This window comes from Methanosarcina sp. 1.H.T.1A.1 (assembly GCF_000979295.1).
In the GTDB taxonomy this organism is placed as follows: Archaea; Halobacteriota; Methanosarcinia; order Methanosarcinales; family Methanosarcinaceae; genus Methanosarcina.
In genome coordinates this window covers 35,289-57,784 of sequence record NZ_JJQY01000147.1, presented here as the reverse complement: position 1 = coordinate 57,784, position 22,496 = coordinate 35,289, and the positions used below count along the sequence as shown (strand labels likewise).

The window sequence follows — 22,496 nt, the reverse complement described above, 5'->3', positions numbered from 1 at the left end:
CGCGATCCTTATTCACTTTATCCTGTCAAGGACGTATCTTCTTTTATTTGTTTACCTGCGAGAACCTGAACCATGGCTAAAGGTTCTGACATCCCGGGTTTTCCATGACTTGAGAACTCATCCCCGCAGCATAATTGCTTTATTTTGCTTTTTACGCATCTCTTCAGGTTCACCCTGCATTGCGTACTTATCCACTCCCTCTATTTCCAGTAGCGTGGGTGAATCCCGCTGGGTATCCCGGATTTAAATAATAATCAAAATTATCAACCACGCCATCCCTGTATTTTCCGTCATTACTGCGGTTTATCTCTCCTTCTGTCAGGTCCGTTGGCAAATCTCCGGCTGCAGAACCGGAATTTTCCATACACTTTATCCAATCTATGTTTGCAGCCGGAAGTACAATAAATAGAATGAATACTAATAGCAGCAAAGCTCTCTTACCCATCAAATTAACTCTCCCCCCATCTATTTATATTTCGATTATTCTATTTCAATTATTCCTGTTTTTCTAAAAGAATGTTTAAAACCCTGGACTTCTCTAACTTTTTAGTTAAATTCGATACTTTAAAAGAAGAAGCTAAGGACCGGAGTTTTGAGGGCCTATATTTGCTACGTCGCCGATTCTGGCGTTTTGTTAAGCTAAAAATTAATCAAAAATAAGGCGTTTTCTTCAGTAACTTTTCCAAGGCTTTTTTCCTTTTCCCGGTTTAATCCCGGTTCACTCACTCAGTAAACGTTTGTCCCTTTATTTCAGTCGAATACCCCGCTAGCTTGCTGCGGGGTGCGCCAGCTCAATTTTGATTTATTCGGCTTCTTTGTTCCCAACCTTTAATTTTTCCATATAGAGTTTCGCCTTCGGGGCTCAGGTAAGTAAATGGATCGAATTTAGGATGTAAGTTTGCTGGAAACGTCGCCATTTGTAAAAAATTTACACAAAATCAATCCTGATTGATGAGGAAATGAAGTATTCAAATACCCAACTTCCTAACATTTGAGTTAATTTTATATAACTGTACTATTTTTTAACATACTAATTAAATTTCAAATATTAGGTGTCCAGGCTTAAAACATTGTTCTTATATCCATGAGAGCAGCGAGGTAGCCGTGTTAATTTTTAGAATTTTTGAGGTCACCTGTAGCGCTTTAGAGAAGGTCTCTCCCCTAAACCTCTGAGATCCGACTATTAATTCCGATAATTGTCCGAAAAATAGGTTTCGTTACAGAATTCAAGAATTTTGTTACGGAGTTTACCATGTATCAAACAAAAAGAAAAAGCATAATCGTTTTCATAGCAGTTCTCGCGTTCAATCTCGTGATTACAGGAAATGCAGCAGCTATCGCAATTACGGTAAATGACAATACAGGTCTGGCTGCTGATTTTACATCCATTCAGGCTGCAGTAAATGCTGCAAATCCCGGCGATGAAATAATTGTCAAACCAGGCATTTACGAGGAAAATATTGAAATTACCAAATCTCTGACCATTCTTTCCGAATCCAGCAACTCTTCAGATACAATCATTCAGGCAGCTGATAGTTCTAAAGACGTTTTCGGTATCTGGGCAAATGAAGTGAGCATTAAGGGCTTTAGCATAAGAGGATCGGATTCAGCTGCCGGGATTCACTTATATGGAGTTGCTGACTGCCGCATTGAGCATAATATACTCTCGAATAATAGCTGTGGCATCGATTTTTACATGTTTAGCTCAGGTAACACCCTGATTGATAATGATGTTTCGGATAGCCTGACAGGCATCAGCCTTGGTGACAGTCAGAACAATATTCTGAGAAATAACTCCGTTTCATACTGTAGCAGTGGAATTTCACTTTTTGATTCTCCTGGCAACACACTGGAAAATAACACGGTTTCGGAAAATGATGGGGGTATTTCTCTTACAGGTGTGTCAAACGGTAATGTTCTGGTCAGCAATACTATAAAGTCTAACACAAAAGTGGGCCTGCAAATCTACGAAACTTCCAGTAACCTCATTTATAACAACTATTTTAATAATGCAGTGAACGTGGAATCTGAACTGGCCGCAGGGGAAAATCTCTGGAATACAACGAGATCCGAAGGCACTAATATTGTAGGCGGGTCTCACCTTGGTGGTAACTTCTGGGGAAGACCTGACGGAACTGTCTATCCGATGGGTGTCAGGGATACTGACCTTGACGGCATCTTTGATTCCATGTATGATATTGAAGGCAGCGGGTTCATTGATTATCTCCCGCTCAAAGAATCGAAGTCCACGGTAATTACCGTAAGCAACAGCGCAGACCATGCTGCCGATTTCACCTCCATCCAGGCTGCGGTATACAGTGCATATCCAGGGGATACTATTCTTGTTTATCCGGGCATCTATGTGGAAAACGTAGAAATAAATGTGAAAGATCTGGTTGTTGTTTCGGCATCTGGCAGCCCTTCGGATACCAGAGTTCAGGCAGTCCGTAGCTCGGAGGATGTTTTCTCTGTCACAGCTGATGGAGTGGTTATTAGTGGGTTCAATGTTACAGGAAATATAAGTTCCCCCAATTCCGGAATTCACCTTTATGGGGTTGAAGAGTGCCGCATTGAAAACAACGAATTATTTAACTACCAGGGTATTCTTCAGAACGCTGTCGGGAACTATATTCAAGGAAACAATTTTAACTTAAATCCGGGATTCGGTATCCGTCTTGATTTCTCAGGCAACAACACTCTTAGCAACAACATAGTCTCATATAGCAATGCCTGTATCCTGCTGCGTAGCTCAAACGAAAATATACTTTTTAATAACAGGGTTTCCAACAGCAGTTACGGTATCTGGGTGGATTCTTCCCTCGGCAATGTACTGGAAAATAATACTGCAGCAAACAATAATATCGGCATATATCTGAAAGCCTCCAGCAGAAACACAGTTTCCGGCATTACGGCGTTCGATAACCCCGGGTCCTGCATCAATCTGTTGGACTCAAGCGAAAATACGTTAAGTAACAATACAGCCTCAAACAGCAGCAATGTCTGTATTATTTTGCATAACTCCAGCGGAAACATCCTTGGCAATAACAAGGTATTTAACAGCAACTATGGTATCTGGCTGGATTCGTCAAGTAACGGTAATACTCTGAATGAGAACAGGGCGTCATATACTAATAAAGTGGGTATTTACCTGAAAGCTTCAAACGAAAATGTACTTGACAATAATATGGCATTAAACAACAAGAAGTATGGTATCAGTCTATGGGATTCTACTGCAAACGAACTGGAAAACAACACCGCTTCTTACAGTGAGGTCTCAATCCTTCTGCATAACGCCAGCAAAAATGTGCTTGCCAGCAATACAGCATCTGACAGCAGTTATGGTTTCTGGCTTGATTCTTTCAGCAATGACAACACACTGAGTGACAGCAGGGCACCAAACAATAGAATTGGCATCTACCTGAAAGGCTCCAGCAAAAACGTTCTGACTGGCAACAGTGCAAATTTAAATTCAAAGTACGGTGTCTATCTTAACTCTTCCGGTAATAACACGTTTAACAGCAATATAGTGGATTCGAATTCAGGATATGGCATTTGCATTCTTGACTCAAATAACAATATTATCTATAATAATTACTTTAACAACACGAAAAATCTATATTCCGAAGGCAAAAGTTCAGGCAATGTCTGGAATGTAAGCAAAAACTCAGGCACCAATATTGTTGGAAAATCTTTCCTGGGTGGGAACTTCTGGGCTTCACCTGAAGGGAATGGTTTCAGTCAGTCAAATCCAGACGCCGATGGTGATGGTATTTGTGAGACAGCTTACGATATGGGTAAAGGAAACATTGATTATCTGCCCCTTGCAGGTTCTTTTTAATGTTCCTTTTCCAATTCTCTTTTTTACTCTTGTTTTATCTGATTTTATCTGATTTTACTCCCGATCTTCCTCAAGGAACTTCTGCAGCCATACGATATCAAAATATTTCCCAAATTTAGTTCCGACTTCCCGGAACTTCCCGCATTCAATAAAACCGTGTTTCAGATGAAAGTTCAGGCTGGCTTCATTTTTTGAGGACACATTTGCAAGGAGGCTTTTCATCTTTTTTTCGCTGGCTTCCGTACAGAGTTTGTCCAGCATCCCGGACCCAAGGCCTTTTCTTGTGTGCCCTGGCAGGATAAAATAGGAAACCACACCTGTGTGCCGGAAATTCGGGAATGGAAAATATGGTCTCAGGGCTCCGAGTCCTATTATTTTTCCCATTTCTTCAATAACATAAAAAGGAAAATGCTCATTTCCATCCTGCTCATTTTGACTCTGAACAGCTTGAAAAAACTCGGGGCCAACCGGAGTTTCGATATACGCTGCAAAACTATTCTCAACGTAATAGTTAAAGACCTCAAGCATTCCGGATATATCTTCGGCTGTAGCTTCTCTTATTAAATACTTTTCGGAATATTTGCTTCCTTGCATATATAAGTAGTCTGAAAATCAGTATTTAAATTTATTTGGTCAGTCCCTGCATTTCCTTGAATAACAGATTATATGCCTGAAACTTTGCATCAAATAGAGATTTATTTCTCCACCTCCTTATTTTTTATTCTACTTAGAGCTGCTTCTAATAGTTCTCCTTTAAATAATACGAGTCGCTGCTCCACGTTTTTTTTATTGGTCTGGATTTACTTTGGCTATTTGTCATGATTTATATTTATAATTAATTTTCAGTGCGAATATATTTATATACTTATGCTATTCTACTATTTCCTGCAGGTAATTATACAAACCCTATCCTGCGTTTCAGACCGGATTTTGATTGTTTTAATGGGACATCAGAGTTCAGAGTGCTGAGATAAAATTATTTTTCAACAACTCAGACAAGATCCAGCTCTGAGAGTAAAAACAAGAGAAAAGGAATTTTCTCAATATATTTCTAAGAAGTGAAAAATAGATGTTCCTGAATGAAAACCGAATTGTAGAAAAAATCTGTGAACTTCCGACTAAACTTGGAGACATCTCCGAAAGCATCTTTGGAGGCATTAGCACCAAAAATGGGTTGCTGCACAGGCTTGCCGTTCCCGAAGGAAGCGATTCTGACTCGCTTTATCTTTGTGAAGGCCTCTGTAAACCCGTAATTTTAGAGCCTGAACTTATTTATCCCTACGTCTCAGGCGCATTTTCCGAAAAATTTGCATTTAACCCCTCACCTTACCGTTTTATGCTGCCTTATGAGCTGTCAGACAAAGGCAACAGGAAGGAGGGCAGAATAATCCCTCCAGAGGATCTGAAAGTCAGGTTCCCTATGGCATACGGGAGAATCCTGGAATTCAAAAACCAGTTCGATCACGACAACTCTCCTCTTGACTCCGCAGACTACTATAGTGTAAGGGGCAAGAAACTTCTGGAGTACCTTGGCACTCCGAAAATCATTGCTACCGAAGGCTACCGTTTGCAGGCAGCCTACGACGCTTCCGGAAACCATGTATTTGAGGGCGGCTGTGGTATTGTCCTTAAAGAACCGGAAAAATACCCTTATGTAACTGCAGTCCTTAACAGCCAGATTGCCAGACTTTTTCCAGCAGTTTGCGAGTCTGAGATGGTGTACTCAAGCTCTGTAACCCCTGCAGTAATGAAACGCTTCCCAATTGTATTTCCTGAAGACAGGCTGACTGAGGACCTGATCACCACTATTTCCGGCTATCTCATGTTCCTTAACCGGCAGAAATATGCAGCAGGAAATAGTGTTGCGGGCTGGCTTGATGAGCTTACGGGCTTTTATGAGCAGATTTCAAACCTTCTGGTTATGGATGCCTACTTTGAAGATGGCATTGACCCGAAGCTTCTGGGTGCCCTTGAAGATAATATCCACCCATATGCAGGAGATATGGAATCTGAAAGCAGTGAAAGCCTTCTGAGTGTACTCTACTACATAAAGCAGAAGATTTTCGAAACCTCTAACTTTAAAAAGTACGCATTTGATGCCGAATTCTCTGGAGTTCTTAGCTTCCTCTAATAAGTAGGAAATCTGAATAACTTCTATTTGAGGTATTCAGAATCTCACTTTTTACTCTTTTCTCTCCGGCATTTCCAATATTCGACCTGCTATTTTTTAAGATTTGACCCTTTATCCCGAAAATATTTCGCATACTATGTTAGCTGGGATGATCCTCTATTTTGAAACTAAATGCTAAGAAGATCAGATGGATTATCAGTCAAAAGAAGACGGAAGAAAGAATAGGCATAAAATCCTCTGATGAATTTGTGTTTCGAACTGAAGATGCTTTGTCAGCATTTAATCCAGAGGAAATCTCCGAGAAGGCTATTTTAGAATTTTGTTAAGCTCAGGTCCGGGCTTAAACTGTTCCTGACAGTAGCTGCGTGGTAACTACAACAGGAACTGAGATAAATTACTTTTGTTGTACATGCAATTTTTTGTTCCGTACTTTCTTTTACTACTAAACAAAAGTTTTTATAGTCTATATTTGCTATATTAAAACGCAGTTTGTCAATTTTTGAATTAATGGGCAATAAATACAAATGATATTATATATTTTGCACACACGAGACTGCATATAATATAACATTTAACGCAAATTTCGAAAATCATTAGGAAGAGGGGGGCAAATGGAGAGGTCATATCAAATAAAAATATTTCTTTTTATGTTCTTGATATTAAATTACTCATGTGCCGGAGAACTCGGAGTTTCCCGGGACACAAACAGTTCAAAAACTCTCACCAATATTAATCAAGGTAATATTCTACTTTTCACGGGCAACTATTCAGAGAATAATGGTGTTCCTGGAAATGCCTTTGTCGCAAAACTCCAGAATGGGACTTCCGATATACTGTATTCAACAATTTACGGGATCCATGAATCAAAAGTCATTTTTGATAATTCCTCGATGAGGTTAAAATATACAACTACAAGAGACTGCTCTCCAGTTTCTTACTTCATACTTCCGGTTGTAGATCCCATCACTAATTTTGGAACAGATACATATGTAGGATATTTCAGGAGCTCTTCAAAGACATTCAATTTTTGTAAATGTGCTTCCATTCCATTGATTCACTATCTTGAACAATCGAAACAGGTAGGATCACTTTATATCTGCGGCTTTACGCCGATGGCCAAATGCACTTATCAAATTTCAATGGATATAAATACGGACGACCCTGAAAGTTTCGTTGAACTCAATAGTCCGGGTTCAAGGATGATAATTACCGAAATAGGTAACAAATCCGTCCTAAAAAGCTATTACAAAAGTCCTTCCGGCGAACTTAAATATGAAACCATATACCTGAAAAATGCCGGTGATAGATCTGATTTCAAAATAATATTTGACGGATACAACAAAACAAATACTATCGCCATAAATGATGGCACATACATAGTAACTCCATTTTATGATCTTGAGAGGCAGAAATTGCCTTATGTGGATTTCTCAAACGGGTACATCAAGTTCACGGGCTTTGTCATCGGAAAAGGAACATTCCTTGATGTGAATATACATAGCATAGACCAGTATGCGGACAGAAATTTCATAACAGCAATTGGAGATAACAGAATGCTTGCCTTTGGACTTGATGGGCCGCATCCGAAAAATACGACGGAGCAGGGCATCAACTACCTTAATAGCAGAGGGGATAAAGGCACAATATGGTTTGATGTAGGACTTCTCAAGAAGTGCAATGAAACGGAAATTGAATACCTGCGGGGTCTGGTGGAAAACGATTCCTGGGATACTGGCATACATTATTCCAAAGAATTGACCATCCTTCCCCTCGAAGAAGCATACAGATTAATGGATGAGGAGTATTGGTACGTCTATGAAACAATAGGGGAGAAGCCGACAAACTGGTGTTCGTTGAGAAATAGTGATAACATTACACACGCAATTTATGCATATGAAAACCTGGGAATGGTCTGGAGAAATGGAAACTCGGGAGTTCATGCTGAACAAAGTGTCGGAAACCTGGACGACGATACCTGGGGATGGTGGGAAACAGCATCATCGGCCGGGATGGCATATCCGGTTTTTACCCATCAAACCGATAAAGACCCCTCTATAAAGTACTCTATAAGCTACCCAAAATTCCAGGAATGGGCTGACAACTACGATTCAAATAATGTATCCATAGTGTCGTTTTACGAATATTACATGGTAAATAGCAATACCTACGATGCATTTTTTGATTCTCTGGAATATAGGGATGATTATTTCACTTTCAAGGCAAACACAAATGGTGCCAGCGCACTCATAAATGTAAATATAAGTGCCGGGGACAACACGCAGGTTTACGACAATACCTCGGGTGAATTCCTCGGTTACAAGGTCGAAGGGGACGGATCAATCACATTCCAGGTTGAAAATAACCACACTTACAACATACATCCGGAGGGCACAGAACAGTGATCATTTCACTAGAAACAGAAATACCAATGGATGTTTGTTTTTTAAAACAATTGTGATTTATTCCAAAATCATTTCCCTTTTTTAATTTTTTTTATTGAGGTTGTATATCAGATACAGTTGTATATCGGATATAGTTGTATATCGGATATAGTTGTATATCGGATATAGTTGTATAACGGATACAGACGACTCACTATTCTACTTCTACTTTGTATTTGCTTCATATATTGAACTCCCCAATGGGTTTGAATCTACGAAAGCATTTCAGGATACAATACTTTTAGATTTTTGTGAAATGTTTATATACATTGACCTTTTCTAACCCACGGGGTAAAAGTCTCTCAGGGCAGAATGCCAAGTTTTCCAGTCGGAATCACTGAGACCGTAAAAGGTTCAGATCTTTGCTGTTTAGAAGGATTAATTTCCCTGGCTCCTAATGCTGCGGGAGCATGGATCTCAATCCAGGCAGATTATTCCCCTCCTTAATGCTCGAAAATTTTAACGAAAAACGATAGTCCTGAGAGAATTTTTAGCCTTTACAGGGCCGGATTAAAGGAGCCACTTATTAGAAGTTAATATGTATGGTCCAAATCCTTCCGGGTTTTTTTATCTACGAGAAATGAATTTTCCGTTAACCCTTTTGTTTCCGGGATCAACTCTGAATGATTTTTTTTCTGGCGGGAATAAATCATTTTCTGATTAAGGATAAGTCTATTTATAGAAAGGATAAGTCTATTCATAAATAAATTCCACGATTATAACGAAGTGAAACCTATCATGTTCTGGAGCAAAAACAGTATTATAGAAAAAGTAAGCAAGATTTCGAACACCCTGGATGATATTTCAGCAGATATTTTTTGCGGGATAAATACTGACAGCGAATATCTGCATAAGTTAAGCCTTTCGGAAAATGACTCTCCTGAAACCCCTTATAAATGTATGGGCCTGAACAGGGAGATCAATCTCGAACGAGAACTTGTATATCCGTTTATAGACAGTGCCTTTTCTAACGAATATGCGGTCCATCCCTCTCCTTATTGTTTCATGCTGCCTTACGAAATTAAAGCCGATGGTCTGAGGAAAGGGTGTCGACTCCTTGAACCTGAGGAATTGAAGGCAAGGTACCCCCTGACATATGCCCGGATTACGGAGTTTAAAAACAATTTTAAGCACAATTCCACATCTCTTTCTTCTGCAGATTACAGTGTTGGAGACTGCAAACTGTTGCAGTATATCAATACCCCGAAAATTGTCGTTTCGGATCATTACAGCTTGCAGGCTTCTTTTGACGCAGCAGGAAACAATCTCTTTGAAAAAGGTTGTGGAATTGTGCTTCAAGACCCTTCCCGGTATTTTTACGTCCTCGCTGCACTTAACAGTTCAATTTCAAGGGTCTTTTCCGAGATCTGCCAGAATGACAGGCTTTACAATGGGAGCCTGAATCCGGGAGTTTTAAGGCGTTTCCCTATTGTTTTCCCTGAAGAGAAAAACCTTGAATCTCTGATAAGCACACTTTCCAGCTATCTGACCTATATTCACGGACAGATTTACCGGACTGCTTCTCCTAACATTTCCGGAAGCGAAGACTACGAGCTTCTAAAATTCTATGAGAGAATCGTAAATCTCCTTGTGCTGGACACTTATTTTACAAAAGATCTTGATCCCAGGTTCCTGGAAATCCTGGAGGAAAATATCGTGCATTTCGGAGAGTATCCAGAAGGCGGAAAATCCGGATTCTCCGGTTTTGAAGATTCCAGATGTTTTATGAATGAGCTGCAGGCTGTAAAGCAGAAAATCCTGGACACTCCTGATTTTGGAAAGTGCAGGTTCAACAGTGAATTTACCAATATCCTTGCAACTCTTAAAAACAATGGTGTCTGGTAAGCAAATAAATCGCAATTATCTGGAGTTTTCCTTTAAGGATCTCCACCTTTTCTGTCAGGGTCCGGGTAATATAAATTTTATATTGAACCCTCCCAATCTTTATTTCTAAGTATTTTATCTCGTGGACAGTATAATCGTAATCTTATTTCTCTTTGCTTAAATACATAAATTTATATAGATAGTCTTTATGTTACTATTAAAACGTCTGGTGTTTTTTACTTCTATTTCCTGACTCTCCCCATTCGCCTAATAATAATTGTAAAAAGGAAGGTCGTCTTATCAGCCTGCAAATACACACCGTTGCGTTTCCCTATATGGGGGCATTAATTTTTTCAGGGCTTATATCTACTTTGCTTGCAATCAAAGCATACAAAGCCTTTAATTACCGCAGTTTGCCTTTTGCAAAGCATTTTATATTAATTATGCTTTGCATGGCTCTCTGGTCCGTGAATTACGCTTTTGAAATCGGATTCCTGGATATTGAGTATAAGTATTTATTTGCCCATCTCCAGTACCTGGGGATTGCCTTTGCTCCTGTAGCGTGGTTTTTATTTGCAGCCGAATACTCTGGGGTATGCAGGCAGTTTGCACGAAAGTATGAGAAACTGCTTTTTCTTTTTCCCTGCCTTGCAATTCTATTGATGCTTACAAACAGTATCCACGGGCTGTACTTTGAAGGTTTCTATCTTGATGCTTCAGGAGGCTTTCCTCTCCTTGTACTTAAGCATGGGCCATTTTTCTGGTTTTTTTATATCTACTCCTTTGGTTTGATCTTCGCAGGAATCTTTTTCTTTTTCAGGCAGTTTGTCCACCTTACCGCGCCTTATGGGACTCAGGCAGCCATTGCTCTTACTGCAGCTTGTGTTCCGGTGGTTGGAAATCTACTTCACATAGCAGATATCGGGCCCTTTGAATTTTTTGATCCGACTCCTTTTTCCTTTGCAATAACCGGTTTGATTCTCTTCTGGGGCACAATCCAGCATGAGTTCCTTAACATTATTCCAGTTGCCAGAGAGAGTGTGATAGAATCCATGAATGATGGGTACATTGTTGTGGACTTTTCAAACTCTATAGTGGATATTAATAAGGCAGCACTTGAACTCGCCGGAAAAGTAAGAAAAGAGGTCATGGGAGAAAACTTAAATGGCATTTTCGGAGAGGGAGTGGAGATTTTTGGTGATTCGCCTGAGGGAAGTTTCGGCAGGGAAATTTCACTCAAGAGCGGTTTGGAAACAAGGTTCTTCACTGTCAGTGTCAGTCCCCTTATGACAAGGGATGATTCAGAGGGCAAGTTGGTAATGATCCATGATATCACGGAGATACATCGGTACCAGGAAGCTTTGAAACAGGCAAACAAGAAGATAAACCTCATGAGCAATATCACCAGGCACGATATTCTCAATCAGGTGAATGTACTTTCAGGGTATACCGAGCTTATCTCGGAAATGCTTCCTCCGGATGTAAAAGGAGACCGCAGGATCTCAAAATACCTCCGAAATCTTAACAAAGGCATTGAAACAATCCATAGCCAGATCATTTTCACAAAGGATTACCAGGAACTTGGAGTTGTTTCCCCTACCTGGCAGTCTATAAGCAACATTGCAAAAGAGGCAGCATTTGCCTTTTCCGGGCAGGGATTGAAGTTTTCCATAGAGGATAACGGTCTTGATGTATATGCCGACCCCCTGCTCAAAAAAGCTTTCTACAATCTGTTTGACAATGCAAGAAACCATGGAGATCACGTCAGCGAGATTGATGTAAGCTCTCATATAGTCGGGGAAAGTGTTGTAATTGAAGTAACGGATAATGGCATAGGGGTCTCTCCTGTCATGAAAGAACTTATTTTTGAGAAATCCGTAGGTAGAAATACCGGGCTTGGTCTTTTCCTCGTCAGAGGTATACTTTCCATTACAGGCCTGGAAATTCATGAAACAGGAATCGAAGGGGAAGGCGCAAGATTTGAAATTAGCGTGCCACCGGGAAACTGGCGCAGAGCCTCTTCTCAATAACAGGTATTGAACCTAAAACGAGAATTTTTTCAGACTGGAAACTAAAATTAAATTAGTTTTTGCTGCAAGTGAGAATATGTAGAGGGCGGACCTCATTAAATTAAGCAGTACCTGAATAAGCCATAAATACAGTTGACAGGACCAGAATTAAAGTTGCAATAACCACGGCGATCAGTAGCTTACTTTCTTTTTTGTTCCTTTTCTCGGGTCTGGTCCCAAATTCCAGGACAGTTCCTAAACTTACTCCAGCTCCAATTCCCATTGCAATGCCTATAGCTGCCCCTTCCGCAACACTATCCAGCGCAGGTCCAAGAATAAAAGCTCCATAAAGGCTTCCAAGGGCGGCACCTATGGCAAAGGCTAGTATCATCCACTGGTTTTCTTGCTTATGATCATTCTGTTTTCCCATCTTCTTCTCACCCGTTAACTTCTACCTAATCTCTGTGAATTTTTTTTAATTTATATCTTTTTATATCTTCTTCTTAGTATATTATAAAATAAGTAAATATTCTCCGAAAATCATTCTTTGAGTTAACAACTACATCTCAAATAATATCTACTTACATCTGGTGACAAAATGAGTGAGATTACCCTAAAAGAGAGATTTGAAAGGGCACTGAAAGGTGAATCCCCGGATATGGTTCCTGTCTGTTCGGTAACCCAGACAGGCACTGTCGAACTCATGGATATGACAGGAGCTTACTGGCCTCAGGCTAATTACGACTCCCACAAGATGGCGGCACTTGCCCTGGCAGGCCATGAGATTGCAGGGTTTGAAAACGTGCGCTGCCCTTTCTGCACTACGGTGCTTGCCGAGTCCCTGGGTTGTACGGTAGCTGAAGGTAGTGTCGATATACAGCCTTACGTGACTGATTTCCCCTGCAAGAAAAAGAATGATGTTAAGAATATTTCAGTCCCCTATGCTCTTCTTGAAAGCAGGCGGACATCGGTAGTACTGGATGCGGTTGAAATTATAAAGAATAACGTCGGGGAAGATGTGCCTGTTGTTGCAGGGCTTGTGGGTCCTGCCGGACTCGCTTCCATGCTTGCCGGGATGAAAAACTATCTGATGTGGTTTGTGACAAACCCTGAAGTTGTTGAGGAACTCATGGGAACTCTGACCGAAGCCTGTATAGAATACGCTAACGGTTTGCTGGAAAGAGGGGCAGATGCCGTAGTTCTCATAGACTCCGAAGCCGGTCCTGATATTATTGCCCCTCAGATGTTTGAGACATCTGTTTTTCCACTCCACAGAAAATTCTGCAGGGAGGTTCAGGGATTAAAAATCCTCCATATGTGTGGGGACGCCACAGCTGTCCTTGACCCTCTTGCAGATGCCGGGTTTGAGGGAATCAGCATTGAAGAGAAGGTGGACGTTAGTTTTGCAAAGAGAATTGTGGGCAACAGGGCATGCCTGATAGGAAATGTATCTCCCTCTGATACCCTGCTGACAAAAGGGCCTGAAGAGGTTATAATTGAAGCCCGGGCATGCCTTGAAGACGGAATCGATATTCTTGCTCCGGGCTGCGGGCTCGCTCCCCATACTCCGCTCGAGAATATAAAAGCGCTTTTCAGGGCAAGGGATGAGTACTGCTCATTGTGAATCTTTCGGAGGGGCTTTAGGAAGAACCTGCGGAGGCTGCTCTTTTAAAAAGCCCCGGGGAGTTTCTTCACTTATTTTTCCGGAAGCTTCTCTGAATCATTCAGACTTATAATTACTGCAGAGCCCATAATTAAGGCGCAACCTGCAAGAGTTTCTGAAGACAGCGCAATTCCAAGCACTGCGATATCAAAAAATACTCCGCTTACAGGTTCTATCAGGGAAAGGAGGCTTCCTGTCTGGGCTTTAAGGTTAGCAAGTCCTAGAATTGTAAAGATCTCTCCGAAACCTATGGACACTATCCCGAAAGCAGCAAGCACTTTCAGGTTGCTGTAAAGGACAGCCGGGGCAACTTCAAATGCAAACGGGCTCAGCAGCAAAAACGCAATCCCCATGGGCCAGAAGACGATTGCAAGCTCCGGGTATTCCGCTTTTAAAACTTTTACGTTCAGGATCAGAGCCGCAAAGACAACTCCCGAAAGCAGCCCTGCTATCATGCCCAGCATATAGGTGCCGGTAAGTTCAATGCCGGAAAGTCCACCTTCGGGTCTGACTATAAGAAATACTCCTGTGATTGCGATGAAGAGGGCAGCTATACTTTCCTTTCCGATTTTCTCATTCAGGAGAAAAGGGGAAGCCAGCATTACATAGATTGGGGCTGTATACTGGAGTAGAATTGCAATGGATACACAGGTAATCTTCAGGCAGGTAAAATAGAGCAGCATGCACGTAACCACGAGCACTCCCTGCAGGAACAGGCTTCCTTTCTTTTTCTTTAACCTGAGGTCCGAGGTTTTCCCTCTCGCAACTATATATATAGAAAGAAACAGAAGCCCGAAGAACAACCTGTAAAAGATTACTGGAGAAATAGCCATATCATGGATACGGGAAATAAAAATCCCGTTCATGCTGTAGAACACGCAGCCTATAACGACTGCCAGATGCGCCTTTTTTTTCTCCAGAAACATTCTGCATGGATAGACGTGTAGCACTTATATATTTATTGGATATGTATTTGTCTAATATATATTTGTTAAAATATATATCTCATAAGTTAAGACCGGGTGAAGGTGGTTAATTCAAATGAAGTCTTCCGCAGAAAATCGCCCTAAAGCAGTCAGGGATCGAATCCCGGAGATTATCCGGAATTCAGGCAGAGAATGTGCCGCGAAAGAGCTTTCAGATCCTGAATTTCTTATTGAGCTGGAAAGTAAGCTTGGAGAAGAACTAGCTGAGTATCTTGAGAGTAAAGAGCTTGAGGAGCTTGCCGACCTGCTTGAAATTATCTATCGAATCGCAGAACTCCAGGGTTCTTCAAAAGAGAGCCTTGAAGCTCTCAGGCTGCAGAAAAAACTGGAAAAGGGAGGATTTGAAAAGAACCTGCTACTGCTTTAATCTTTGCTTACCCAAGTTCGAAACTCGTGACCCCATAAACCTTATCAAGCTCTATATCAGGTTCTTTTTGGCTGTACATGCGGATAGTTTTGAACATCACATTCATGTTGTATCTCTTTGCGATTTCCATTGCTTTTTTATTGGGTTCGGGGACATCAAGATAAACGGTTTCCCCAGGAACTGAAGCTCTAAGAGCCCTGAATATTTTCTCTGCCGTGTCCCGGTCGTCTGCGAAAAGAGGGCCTATCTTATATCCTGCTCTGCACTTCCTTATCACACCGTACCCTTTCAGGTCTCCTTCTTCCAGTGCTGCAAAGGCGTAAGAGTCAGGTTGATTCACCCATTTCTCCAGAAAGCCGGACCTTGGGGCAGGAAACATCTCCATGTCGTAGGCAAGCAGTTTTTTAAAAGGGACTTCCGAAGTCTTCATAAGTCCATCCGGGACTTCTCCTCCTCCCCTGCCTTCAAAACGCAGGTTGCTATAGGAGGATCTGAATTTCATAACCTGCTGGTATTTCTTTTCATTTTCCACAACGCCGTCAAGCCCGATGTTCCTGTCTTCCAGATATTCCAGGCATTTTTCGGTCAGTTTCATTCCGATGCCTTTTTTCCGGAATTCTGGGTTGACTACATAGAGCCCGAAAAACCCGAAAGAATCATCATAAGCGACAGCAGAAGCGCAGCCTACGGGCTTGCCTTCAACCTCTGCAATAAAAAAGCCGTTGTGATCGGCTTCGTAAAAAAGTTCTCCGTCATGGATGCCAGGGTTCCAGCCTTCTGCAGCTGCCATCTCAATTGCGAATCCGGCTTCTTCCCGGCGCATTTTTCGGATTTCCAGTTTTCTTATTTTTTCCGAATCTTTTTCCATGACAGTTTATATTCTCACTTCCTATTTATTTTTTAAGTATCTTCTCTTGATCTGTTTTTTCGCCTGATATCAGAGTTTGCAGAGATTAAATTTTTCTTCTCCTGTCTTTCCCTGAAGTTGCTCTAAGGTAAGCCGCTATAACTGCAGCTGATGCGGGATAGATGCCGAGAGGCGATTCTTTTGCTCCGGATTCGTCTTCAGTCCCCTTCTCTTCTTCGGCAGCTATGCCTGGCTCGGAAGCATCTTCTGTGAACATAAAGATGTCCATGGTACCTTTGCGTTTGTCCTGCCAGACTATCCGGTTGCCGTCGATTGCAGGGTTGCTTTCATATTCAGATGCAGTGGAAACTGTCTTTTCCTGCCCCGTGGCTATGTTGTATATAAAGATGTTTGTTCCCTTAATCCTACCGTCAGCCCATACTATTCTTCCGTCCGAGATAGCAGGGGTTTTCTGTGGGGATGGGTCAATACAAACAGGTATTTCTTTTTTGCTTAAAAGGTCATACATGTAGATATCAAGGTTTCCGGCACGCCTGTCCTCCCAGACAATGTAGTTTCCTTCAATGACGGGGTTTGTCTGCCCTGCAGGGTCCGTAACCACAGGGCTTTCTTTGCCTGTATTGATATCGTACATGTAAATGTCGTCATTACCGTCACGCGTATCTTTCCAGATTATGATATTCCCCGAGACTGCAGGCTGGCTCTGATCTGCCTTATCTGTTGTTATCCGTGTTTCCTTTTTGGAGGTAATGTCATACATGTAAATGTCAGTATCCTGATTCCTGCGGTCCGTCCAGACAATTATGTCGCCTGAGATTGCTGGTTCTTTCTGGTCTGTCCTGTCCGAAGTAATCTGGGTTTTGGTCTCGGAGTCGATATCGTACATATAAATATCATAGTTGCCTCTCCTGTTGTCCGAGACCACGATGCGGTTACCTGAGATTGCCGGTTCGATTTCGTCTTTTGAGTCCTCGAACAGGGCAGATTCAGTCCTCCCAACGGTCATATCGTACAGATATATGTCCCAGTTTCCGTCCCGTTCATCCTGCCAGACAATGTAGTCTCCTGAGATCACAGGGCTGATCTGGTTGCTAAAAGCCGAGTTAACTTCCTGCTCGGTTCCTTTCAATGATTCGCTGGCAGCTGAACCTGCACATGCGCTCAGTACCATGAATAAAACAACCGAAATAAGTACAATTGAAAATTTGTTGTGCCTCAATATTACACTTCCAATATTCCCTCTCGAGCTTCAGTGTGGGTTTTTTGAGTATAGATACTTTCAACTTCGGATTAAATTTCGGTTTAAACTTCTAATTTTTTTCCAGTTAAAGTATTTTCCAGCATAGAATATTTCCAATAGCTGGGTAATCTCTAAATAATGTATATCTCCCATAGTTTTTAGCGGTTTCCTGCAATTTAGTGTTTTCTTTATTTGAGGGGACACTTCCATAAAGTTCAACTCAAGATCCAGCGCTCAATTCAAGATCCAGCCCCACTTCTTAAAGTTAAATCTTCTCAAGCTCAACTTTATTTCTTGTCAGATTTGCCAGTTTTTCAATAAAATTCTCTTCAAAACTCTTTTTTACAAGGAAAATAAATTCTACGGCATCAGAATATTTTTCTTCCTCTACTTTTCCGTGTTCCTCAATGAGATTCTTAATCTTCTGAATCTCCGGATATCCGAAACGTATCCTGAACCTTACCTCTTCAAAGACCTCTACAGTACCTGCTTCTTCAATAGCTGAAATTGCAGTTTCCCTGTACGCCCTGGACAGCCCCCCAAAGCCCAGCTTTATTCCCCCAAAATACCGGGTAACAACTACAGCTGCATTATAGATCCCTTTTGATTCGAGGACCTTAAAAACGGGCTTCCCGGAGCTGCCCGCAGGTTCTCCATCGTCATCGTATCTGAGGGCAAAGGAACTCCCTTCTTTTACAAAATAGGCTGAAACATTATGGTTTGCATCTTCATGCAGCTCTTTTATCTCTTTTACGAAAGCTTTTGCTTCGGTTTCATTTGTTACCGGTTTGGCATATCCTATAAATATGGATTTTTTGAATTCTCTTTGGGCTCTGCCAGAGCTTTTCAGGGTTTTATAATTATTCAGGGTCTTATCCTCGTCTTCTTTTTTAATTAGTTTTTAACTTGAGGCTTTAAAGTTTTGCAGCTGCGCGCCCAACGAACATTTTGATATCTTTAAATAATTTTCTGCTTCCCGGTGACTCACAGTTTTTCCGCTCAAGTGCCGATTTTTTTTCCACCATAGCTTACGCGCGGACTTTTGTTCTATATCATGTTCCTGGAATGGCTATCTAACTTAATCTATTACCACTAATTTCCCTCTATGTTTATTTGTTGGGGCACTTTGGAGCTCTTCGTTCTCTTATTTTTTTACCAAATCGAAAAGTTTTAATCTCATTGGTGGTTCATGCATAAATATCTCATATGAATGTCTCATGAATTTGTATGAGATAAGTGTAAAAGGAAGAGAACTAATTAGAGGTAAAATTAATGAAAAAAATGTTTAAGATCATTGCAATGCTCCTTGTTATTGCTACTGTTGTTTTTGCAGCCGGCTGTGCTGACAAGGCCGCTGAACCAGCAGAAGAAGGAGCTTCAGAAGAAGTGACCGATGAAACCGTAGTAGCAGAAGAAAATGCACCTGCAGGTGAATTAGAAGCTGATGTTGCAGCTGTTGACGCAAACGTCACTGATGATGCAAACGTCACTGATGACGCAAACGTCACTGACGACGCAAATGTCACTGACGACGCAAATGTCACTGACGACGCAAATGTCACTGACGACGCAAACGTCACTGACGAAAATGAATCAATTACTGAATAAGCAGTATAATTAATAAAATAACAATCCGCGTAGCCTTTTTAGGCTACACATTTCTTTTTTTAAACACTCGGGTATAATCAGTTTATAGCCGTGTAAAACCTGCAATAAGGTATTTTTATAAAATTCCCATGTCAGAGCATTTCTCTTGCTTTTCTGTCCCAAATCCGGAAAGTAGGCTAAACAAAAAGTACTAAACATAATCTGGCAAAAATTGGAACTACATTGTAAATATCAAGCTCACTGAAATCTTCTGAAGATATCTGTTTTCCAGATTAATTATTTCTTAATAGGTCTCCGGGCAAAACTACATAAGCATCAACATTTTTCTGATTCGAGCCCCGGTGAGAATTCTACATTTCTTTTACTTGTTTCCTATGTTACGCTCAAACATTCTTCCTTCTCCTGAATTATACTGAACTTTCTACTCAAAATTGGGTGCATACAGAGTTTTTCAGTTTACTCTATAAATAAATGAATACACATGTTCGTAAATTTATTGAATCTACCTGTCCCGTGAGAAATACAAAAGAGATGTCAGTTTTTTACCGGGTGCTGCATCCTGCCGCAATCTTCAGTGTTTAACTCAGTTTTATTAACTTTCAGGCTTTTCTATTTAAGTTCTCTTTCTAGTTTAAAAAATTTTACTTTGCGATCTGAAGAAATTAATTTAAACTCCAAAGCTATTAATCTTTTGTCTTACTATTTATAAAAGTTTAATTATTTTACTTACTAACTATTAAGGAAGAGTTTTCAGAGGTACTGATATGCAGAAACTGTTAAAGATAATATCCCTACTCCTTGTAATTGCTACTGTTGTCTTTGCAGCCGGCTGTGCCGAGCAGGGTGGAGAGGAAGCGGCAGAAGGAGCCGTCGAAGAAGCCGCTGAAGAAAGTGTTCCAGCTGAAAACGGATCTGATGCTGTTTTCCGTTCTTCTGACGGAGAAATGCCCACCTACGTTGTAGGCACTGAAGCCCAGTTCCCGCCCTTTGAGATTGTGGATTCTAAGGGAAATGTGATCGGTTTTGACGTTGATCTCATGAACGCCATTGCAGAAGACCAGGGCTTTAAGGTTGAGTATCTTGACCAGGACTTTGCTGGCCTTATCCCGGCTCTTCAGACCGGAAATGTTGACATTATTGCCTCAGGTATGACAATCACCGATGAACGTGAAGAACAGGTCGACTTCAGTGAATCTTATATCAACGCAGGCCTGGCTCTTGCTGTAATCATTGGCAATGAAGACATTCAGAGTATTGACGACCTGAAGGGCAAGACCGTTGCTGTCCAGACCGGATCCACCGGGTTCCTGAAGGCAGAAGAGCTCCAGAAAGCCGGAATCATTGCTGAGATCAAGGACTTCCCCCATGTAAATGAAGCCATTGAAGAACTCAAGATCGGCGGTGCCGATGCAATGATCAATGACCTGCCTGTCACGGAAGCTTTCATCGCAGCCCAGCCAGATGTAATCGAGATTGTTGGCGAGCCCCTTAACAGTGAAGACTATGGCTTTGCCGTCCGCACTGGCAACACCGAACTCCTCACCAAAATCAACACAGGTCTTGAGAACGTCAAAGCCAGTGGCAAGTACGACGAACTCCTTACAAAACTCCCAACCTACATGGAAGAGTAAATCTTACTGTAACTCGAGAGCCTGCACATTTTGTGCTGCTCTCCCGTCTCTTTTCTTTTTGCTTCTGCTCTTTTTATATAATTTCTTCAATATTCGATCAAATCTGTTGATTTTCTTTTTGCCTGAATTATCTAACATCTCATTTCCAAAATATGTCCACTGATATATTTGTTACAAATGATTGGTTTTATATAATGGAAAAGTGTTTTCAGTAATATATTTCTGTAAAACGCGTATTTGCACTGGATGCAACTTTAAAATCCCTCGCTTGAAAGGCGTTGTTGCAGTCCATTTGCAGAGATATTTGTTGAAGAGGAACCCCCATTCCGGTTGGACCCGGATGGCTGTATAATTTGAGCTAAAATCTGAGCTAAACATCTCCAACAGATCAATCATTTGTATAATGTAATTCATTTTATATATCATAAATAACTGAGGTTAAAGTTTGTCTCTTTTAGCGTCCTACCTTGAACACGCTATAAATGTATTTCCGAGTTTGTTGAGGGGAGCGGTAATCACCATAGAGGTCACTACCTTTGCGATATTTTTCGGGCTAATCCTGGGGACAATTGCAGCTTTCGGAAAGCTCTCTAAAAGATCGGTTTTCAAAATTCCGAGTACAATGTATGTTGATTTTATCAGGGGAACCCCTCTTTTCGTGCAGATCCTGCTTTTTTACTACGGAATCCCTGGCCTTATTTTCGGGCTTACAGGAGAGCCTTTCATGATCGACCCGATTATCGCTGGTATTGCGGTATGCAGTATTAACAGCGGGGCTTATAATGCCGAGATTGTGCGCGCAGGCATCAAATCTGTTGACAGAGGGCAGATGGAAGCCGCCCGTTCCCTGGGTATGACCGAAGGGCAGGCAATGAGGGAAGTTATCGTGCCGCAGGCTGTAAGGCTGATTATCCCTCCTCTCGGAAACGAGTTTATAGCCCTTTTGAAAGATTCGTCCCTGCTTGCAATCATCAGCGTGCATGAGCTTTCCAAAAACGGGATGCTTTATGTCTCAAAGACCTTTGCTACTTTCCCGACATACATCTCAGTTGCCCTTGTGTACCTGGCCCTGACCATGGGAATTTCCCGCGTGCTTAATTACATTGAGAGGAGGCTTGGCGTAAGTGATAGAAGTGAATAACCTCCACAAAAATTTCGGAAGCTTGAAAGTCCTTAAAGGAATAACCGAAAAAGTTGAAGATAGCGAGGTGGTCTGCGTGATAGGTCCCTCAGGTTCCGGAAAAAGTACCTTCCTCCGCTGCCTGAACCTTCTTGAAACCCCTACCTCGGGAGATATCTGGATCGATGGGGAAAAGGTCACTGACCCTAAAGTGAATATCAACAAGATCCGCGAGGAAGTCGGAATGGTCTTCCAGCGTTTCAACCTCTTCCCCCACATGACCGCCCTTAAAAACGTAGCCATTGCCCCTATGAAGGTCCGCGGCCTTTCCGAAAAAGAAGCTTACGACCGCGCCCACGACCTACTAAAAAAAGTAGGGCTTGAAGACAAGGCCAATGTGTACCCCAGTTCCCTTTCCGGAGGGCAGCAGCAGAGGGTCGCAATCGCCAGGGCTCTTGCTATGCACCCGAAGGTAATGCTCTTTGACGAGCCCACCTCCGCGCTTGATCCAGAGATGGTCGGAGAAGTCTTAAACGTCATGAAAGACCTTGCAAAAGAAGGCATGACAATGGTTGTTGTGACCCACGAAATGGGCTTTGCCAGAGAAGTCGGGGACCGCGTTCTCTTTATGGACGACGGTATCATAGTCGAAAAAGGCACACCCCATGAAATCTTCTACAATGCTCAGAATGAGAGGACAAAGTCATTTTTGAGTAAGATTCTGTAATAAGATTCTGTATCTCATTATAAATTAATGATATATCCATTGT

The 22,496-nt window shown here is 41.6% G+C and carries 18 protein-coding genes; 11 read left to right on the top strand and 7 right to left on the bottom strand.

Annotation, left to right across the window (positions count from 1 at the left end):
* Nucleotides 1–187: 187 nt before the first annotated feature.
* The gene (locus EO95_RS14685; protein ID WP_048135890.1) at nt 188–445 is read right to left on the bottom strand and encodes a hypothetical protein; all 258 of its coding nucleotides are present in this window, start codon (nt 443–445) and stop codon (nt 188–190) included.
* An 807-nt stretch (nt 446–1,252) separates the two neighbouring features.
* Here EO95_RS14685 and EO95_RS14680 point away from each other — a divergent pair.
* Nucleotides 1,253–3,838, top strand: coding sequence for a NosD domain-containing protein (locus tag EO95_RS14680; RefSeq protein ID WP_048135888.1), 2,586 nt, complete (start codon nt 1,253–1,255; stop codon nt 3,836–3,838).
* 54 nt (nt 3,839–3,892) lie between these two features.
* Here EO95_RS14680 and EO95_RS14675 read toward each other — a convergent pair whose 3' ends face one another.
* On the bottom strand, nt 3,893–4,432 hold the full coding sequence (locus EO95_RS14675) for a GNAT family N-acetyltransferase (protein WP_048135885.1): 540 nt from the start codon (nt 4,430–4,432) through the stop codon (nt 3,893–3,895).
* Between the two features lie 475 nt (nt 4,433–4,907).
* On the opposite strand from EO95_RS14675, the gene EO95_RS14670 reads away from it, so the two are divergent.
* The 4 genes from EO95_RS14670 (at nt 4,908) to EO95_RS14655 (ending at nt 12,264) form a co-directional block, all read left to right on the top strand.
* The gene (locus EO95_RS14670) at nt 4,908–5,969 is read left to right on the top strand and encodes a hypothetical protein (protein WP_048135883.1); all 1,062 of its coding nucleotides are present in this window, start codon (nt 4,908–4,910) and stop codon (nt 5,967–5,969) included.
* A 647-nt stretch (nt 5,970–6,616) separates the two neighbouring features.
* A complete protein-coding gene (locus EO95_RS14665) occupies nt 6,617–8,371 on the top strand; it encodes a hypothetical protein (protein WP_235283047.1) in 1,755 nt (584 codons plus the stop codon).
* A 765-nt stretch (nt 8,372–9,136) separates the two neighbouring features.
* Nucleotides 9,137–10,255, top strand: a complete 1,119-nt coding sequence (locus tag EO95_RS14660) for a hypothetical protein (RefSeq protein WP_235283046.1) — start codon at nt 9,137–9,139, stop codon at nt 10,253–10,255.
* 314 nt (nt 10,256–10,569) lie between these two features.
* The gene (locus EO95_RS14655) at nt 10,570–12,264 is read left to right on the top strand and encodes a histidine kinase N-terminal 7TM domain-containing protein (RefSeq protein WP_048135876.1); all 1,695 of its coding nucleotides are present in this window, start codon (nt 10,570–10,572) and stop codon (nt 12,262–12,264) included.
* A 100-nt stretch (nt 12,265–12,364) separates the two neighbouring features.
* Here EO95_RS14655 and EO95_RS14650 read toward each other — a convergent pair whose 3' ends face one another.
* Nucleotides 12,365–12,673: a hypothetical protein gene (locus tag EO95_RS14650; RefSeq protein WP_048135874.1), complete on the bottom strand. Its 309-nt coding sequence runs from the start codon at nt 12,671–12,673 to the stop codon at nt 12,365–12,367.
* A gap of 168 nt (nt 12,674–12,841) precedes the next feature.
* On the opposite strand from EO95_RS14650, the gene mtaA reads away from it, so the two are divergent.
* A complete protein-coding gene (gene mtaA / locus EO95_RS14645) occupies nt 12,842–13,867 on the top strand; it encodes a methylcobamide:CoM methyltransferase MtaA (protein WP_048135872.1) in 1,026 nt (341 codons plus the stop codon).
* A gap of 71 nt (nt 13,868–13,938) precedes the next feature.
* Here the strand turns inward: mtaA and EO95_RS14640 are convergent, their stop codons facing one another.
* Nucleotides 13,939–14,832: a DMT family transporter gene (locus EO95_RS14640; protein WP_048135870.1), complete on the bottom strand. Its 894-nt coding sequence runs from the start codon at nt 14,830–14,832 to the stop codon at nt 13,939–13,941.
* A gap of 115 nt (nt 14,833–14,947) precedes the next feature.
* Between EO95_RS14640 and EO95_RS14635 the strand changes: the two genes are divergently transcribed.
* Nucleotides 14,948–15,259 carry a nucleoside triphosphate pyrophosphohydrolase gene (locus EO95_RS14635; protein WP_048135867.1) on the top strand — a complete coding sequence of 104 codons (312 nt, stop codon included), beginning with the start codon at nt 14,948–14,950 and terminating at the stop codon, nt 15,257–15,259.
* 7 nt (nt 15,260–15,266) lie between these two features.
* Here EO95_RS14635 and EO95_RS14630 read toward each other — a convergent pair whose 3' ends face one another.
* The 3 genes from EO95_RS14630 to EO95_RS17245 all read right to left on the bottom strand — a co-directional run bounded on the left by EO95_RS14630 (nt 15,267) and on the right by EO95_RS17245 (nt 18,175).
* Nucleotides 15,267–16,127, bottom strand: a complete 861-nt coding sequence (locus EO95_RS14630) for a GNAT family N-acetyltransferase (protein ID WP_048135865.1) — start codon at nt 16,125–16,127, stop codon at nt 15,267–15,269.
* Between the two features lie 85 nt (nt 16,128–16,212).
* Nucleotides 16,213–17,298 (bottom strand): DUF5050 domain-containing protein, encoded by a 1,086-nt coding sequence (locus EO95_RS14625; protein WP_235283045.1) that lies wholly within the window; start codon nt 17,296–17,298, stop codon nt 16,213–16,215.
* Nucleotides 17,299–17,632: 334 nt separating this feature from the next.
* A complete protein-coding gene (locus tag EO95_RS17245; protein WP_268767915.1) occupies nt 17,633–18,175 on the bottom strand; it encodes a YigZ family protein in 543 nt (180 codons plus the stop codon).
* Between the two features lie 464 nt (nt 18,176–18,639).
* Between EO95_RS17245 and EO95_RS18090 the strand changes: the two genes are divergently transcribed.
* From EO95_RS18090 to EO95_RS14600, 4 genes are all read left to right on the top strand, one after another.
* Nucleotides 18,640–18,975, top strand: a complete 336-nt coding sequence (locus EO95_RS18090) for a hypothetical protein (RefSeq protein ID WP_048135860.1) — start codon at nt 18,640–18,642, stop codon at nt 18,973–18,975.
* Between the two features lie 764 nt (nt 18,976–19,739).
* Nucleotides 19,740–20,606, top strand: coding sequence for a basic amino acid ABC transporter substrate-binding protein (locus EO95_RS14615; protein ID WP_048135857.1), 867 nt, complete (start codon nt 19,740–19,742; stop codon nt 20,604–20,606).
* A gap of 445 nt (nt 20,607–21,051) precedes the next feature.
* Nucleotides 21,052–21,747 (top strand): amino acid ABC transporter permease, encoded by a 696-nt coding sequence (locus EO95_RS14605; RefSeq protein ID WP_235283044.1) that lies wholly within the window; start codon nt 21,052–21,054, stop codon nt 21,745–21,747.
* On the top strand, nt 21,731–22,453 hold the full coding sequence (locus EO95_RS14600; RefSeq protein ID WP_048135853.1) for an amino acid ABC transporter ATP-binding protein: 723 nt from the start codon (nt 21,731–21,733) through the stop codon (nt 22,451–22,453). Before EO95_RS14605 ends, EO95_RS14600 begins: the two co-directional genes overlap by 17 nt.
* Nucleotides 22,454–22,496: the final 43 nt, after the last annotated feature.

What these genes read in the sequence shown, in the direction of transcription:
- EO95_RS14675 (WP_048135885.1), bottom strand. Translation starts at nt 4,432, where the DNA reads ATGCAAGGAAGCAAATATTCCGAAAAGTATTTAATAAGAGAAGCTACA.
- EO95_RS14655 (WP_048135876.1), top strand. Translation starts at nt 10,570, where the DNA reads ATGGGGGCATTAATTTTTTCAGGGCTTATATCTACTTTGCTTGCAATC.
- EO95_RS14630 (WP_048135865.1), bottom strand. Translation starts at nt 16,127, where the DNA reads ATGGAAAAAGATTCGGAAAAAATAAGAAAACTGGAAATCCGAAAAATG.
- EO95_RS14685 (WP_048135890.1), bottom strand. Translation starts at nt 445, where the DNA reads ATGGGTAAGAGAGCTTTGCTGCTATTAGTATTCATTCTATTTATTGTA.
- EO95_RS14680 (WP_048135888.1), top strand. Translation starts at nt 1,253, where the DNA reads ATGTATCAAACAAAAAGAAAAAGCATAATCGTTTTCATAGCAGTTCTC.
- EO95_RS14635 (WP_048135867.1), top strand. Translation starts at nt 14,948, where the DNA reads ATGAAGTCTTCCGCAGAAAATCGCCCTAAAGCAGTCAGGGATCGAATC.
- EO95_RS18090 (WP_048135860.1), top strand. Translation starts at nt 18,640, where the DNA reads ATGAAAAAAATGTTTAAGATCATTGCAATGCTCCTTGTTATTGCTACT.
- EO95_RS14640 (WP_048135870.1), bottom strand. Translation starts at nt 14,832, where the DNA reads ATGTTTCTGGAGAAAAAAAAGGCGCATCTGGCAGTCGTTATAGGCTGC.
- EO95_RS14650 (WP_048135874.1), bottom strand. Translation starts at nt 12,673, where the DNA reads ATGGGAAAACAGAATGATCATAAGCAAGAAAACCAGTGGATGATACTA.
- mtaA (WP_048135872.1), top strand. Translation starts at nt 12,842, where the DNA reads ATGAGTGAGATTACCCTAAAAGAGAGATTTGAAAGGGCACTGAAAGGT.
- EO95_RS14670 (WP_048135883.1), top strand. Translation starts at nt 4,908, where the DNA reads ATGTTCCTGAATGAAAACCGAATTGTAGAAAAAATCTGTGAACTTCCG.
- EO95_RS14665 (WP_235283047.1), top strand. Translation starts at nt 6,617, where the DNA reads ATGTTCTTGATATTAAATTACTCATGTGCCGGAGAACTCGGAGTTTCC.
- EO95_RS14615 (WP_048135857.1), top strand. Translation starts at nt 19,740, where the DNA reads ATGCAGAAACTGTTAAAGATAATATCCCTACTCCTTGTAATTGCTACT.
- EO95_RS14625 (WP_235283045.1), bottom strand. Translation starts at nt 17,298, where the DNA reads ATGGTACTGAGCGCATGTGCAGGTTCAGCTGCCAGCGAATCATTGAAA.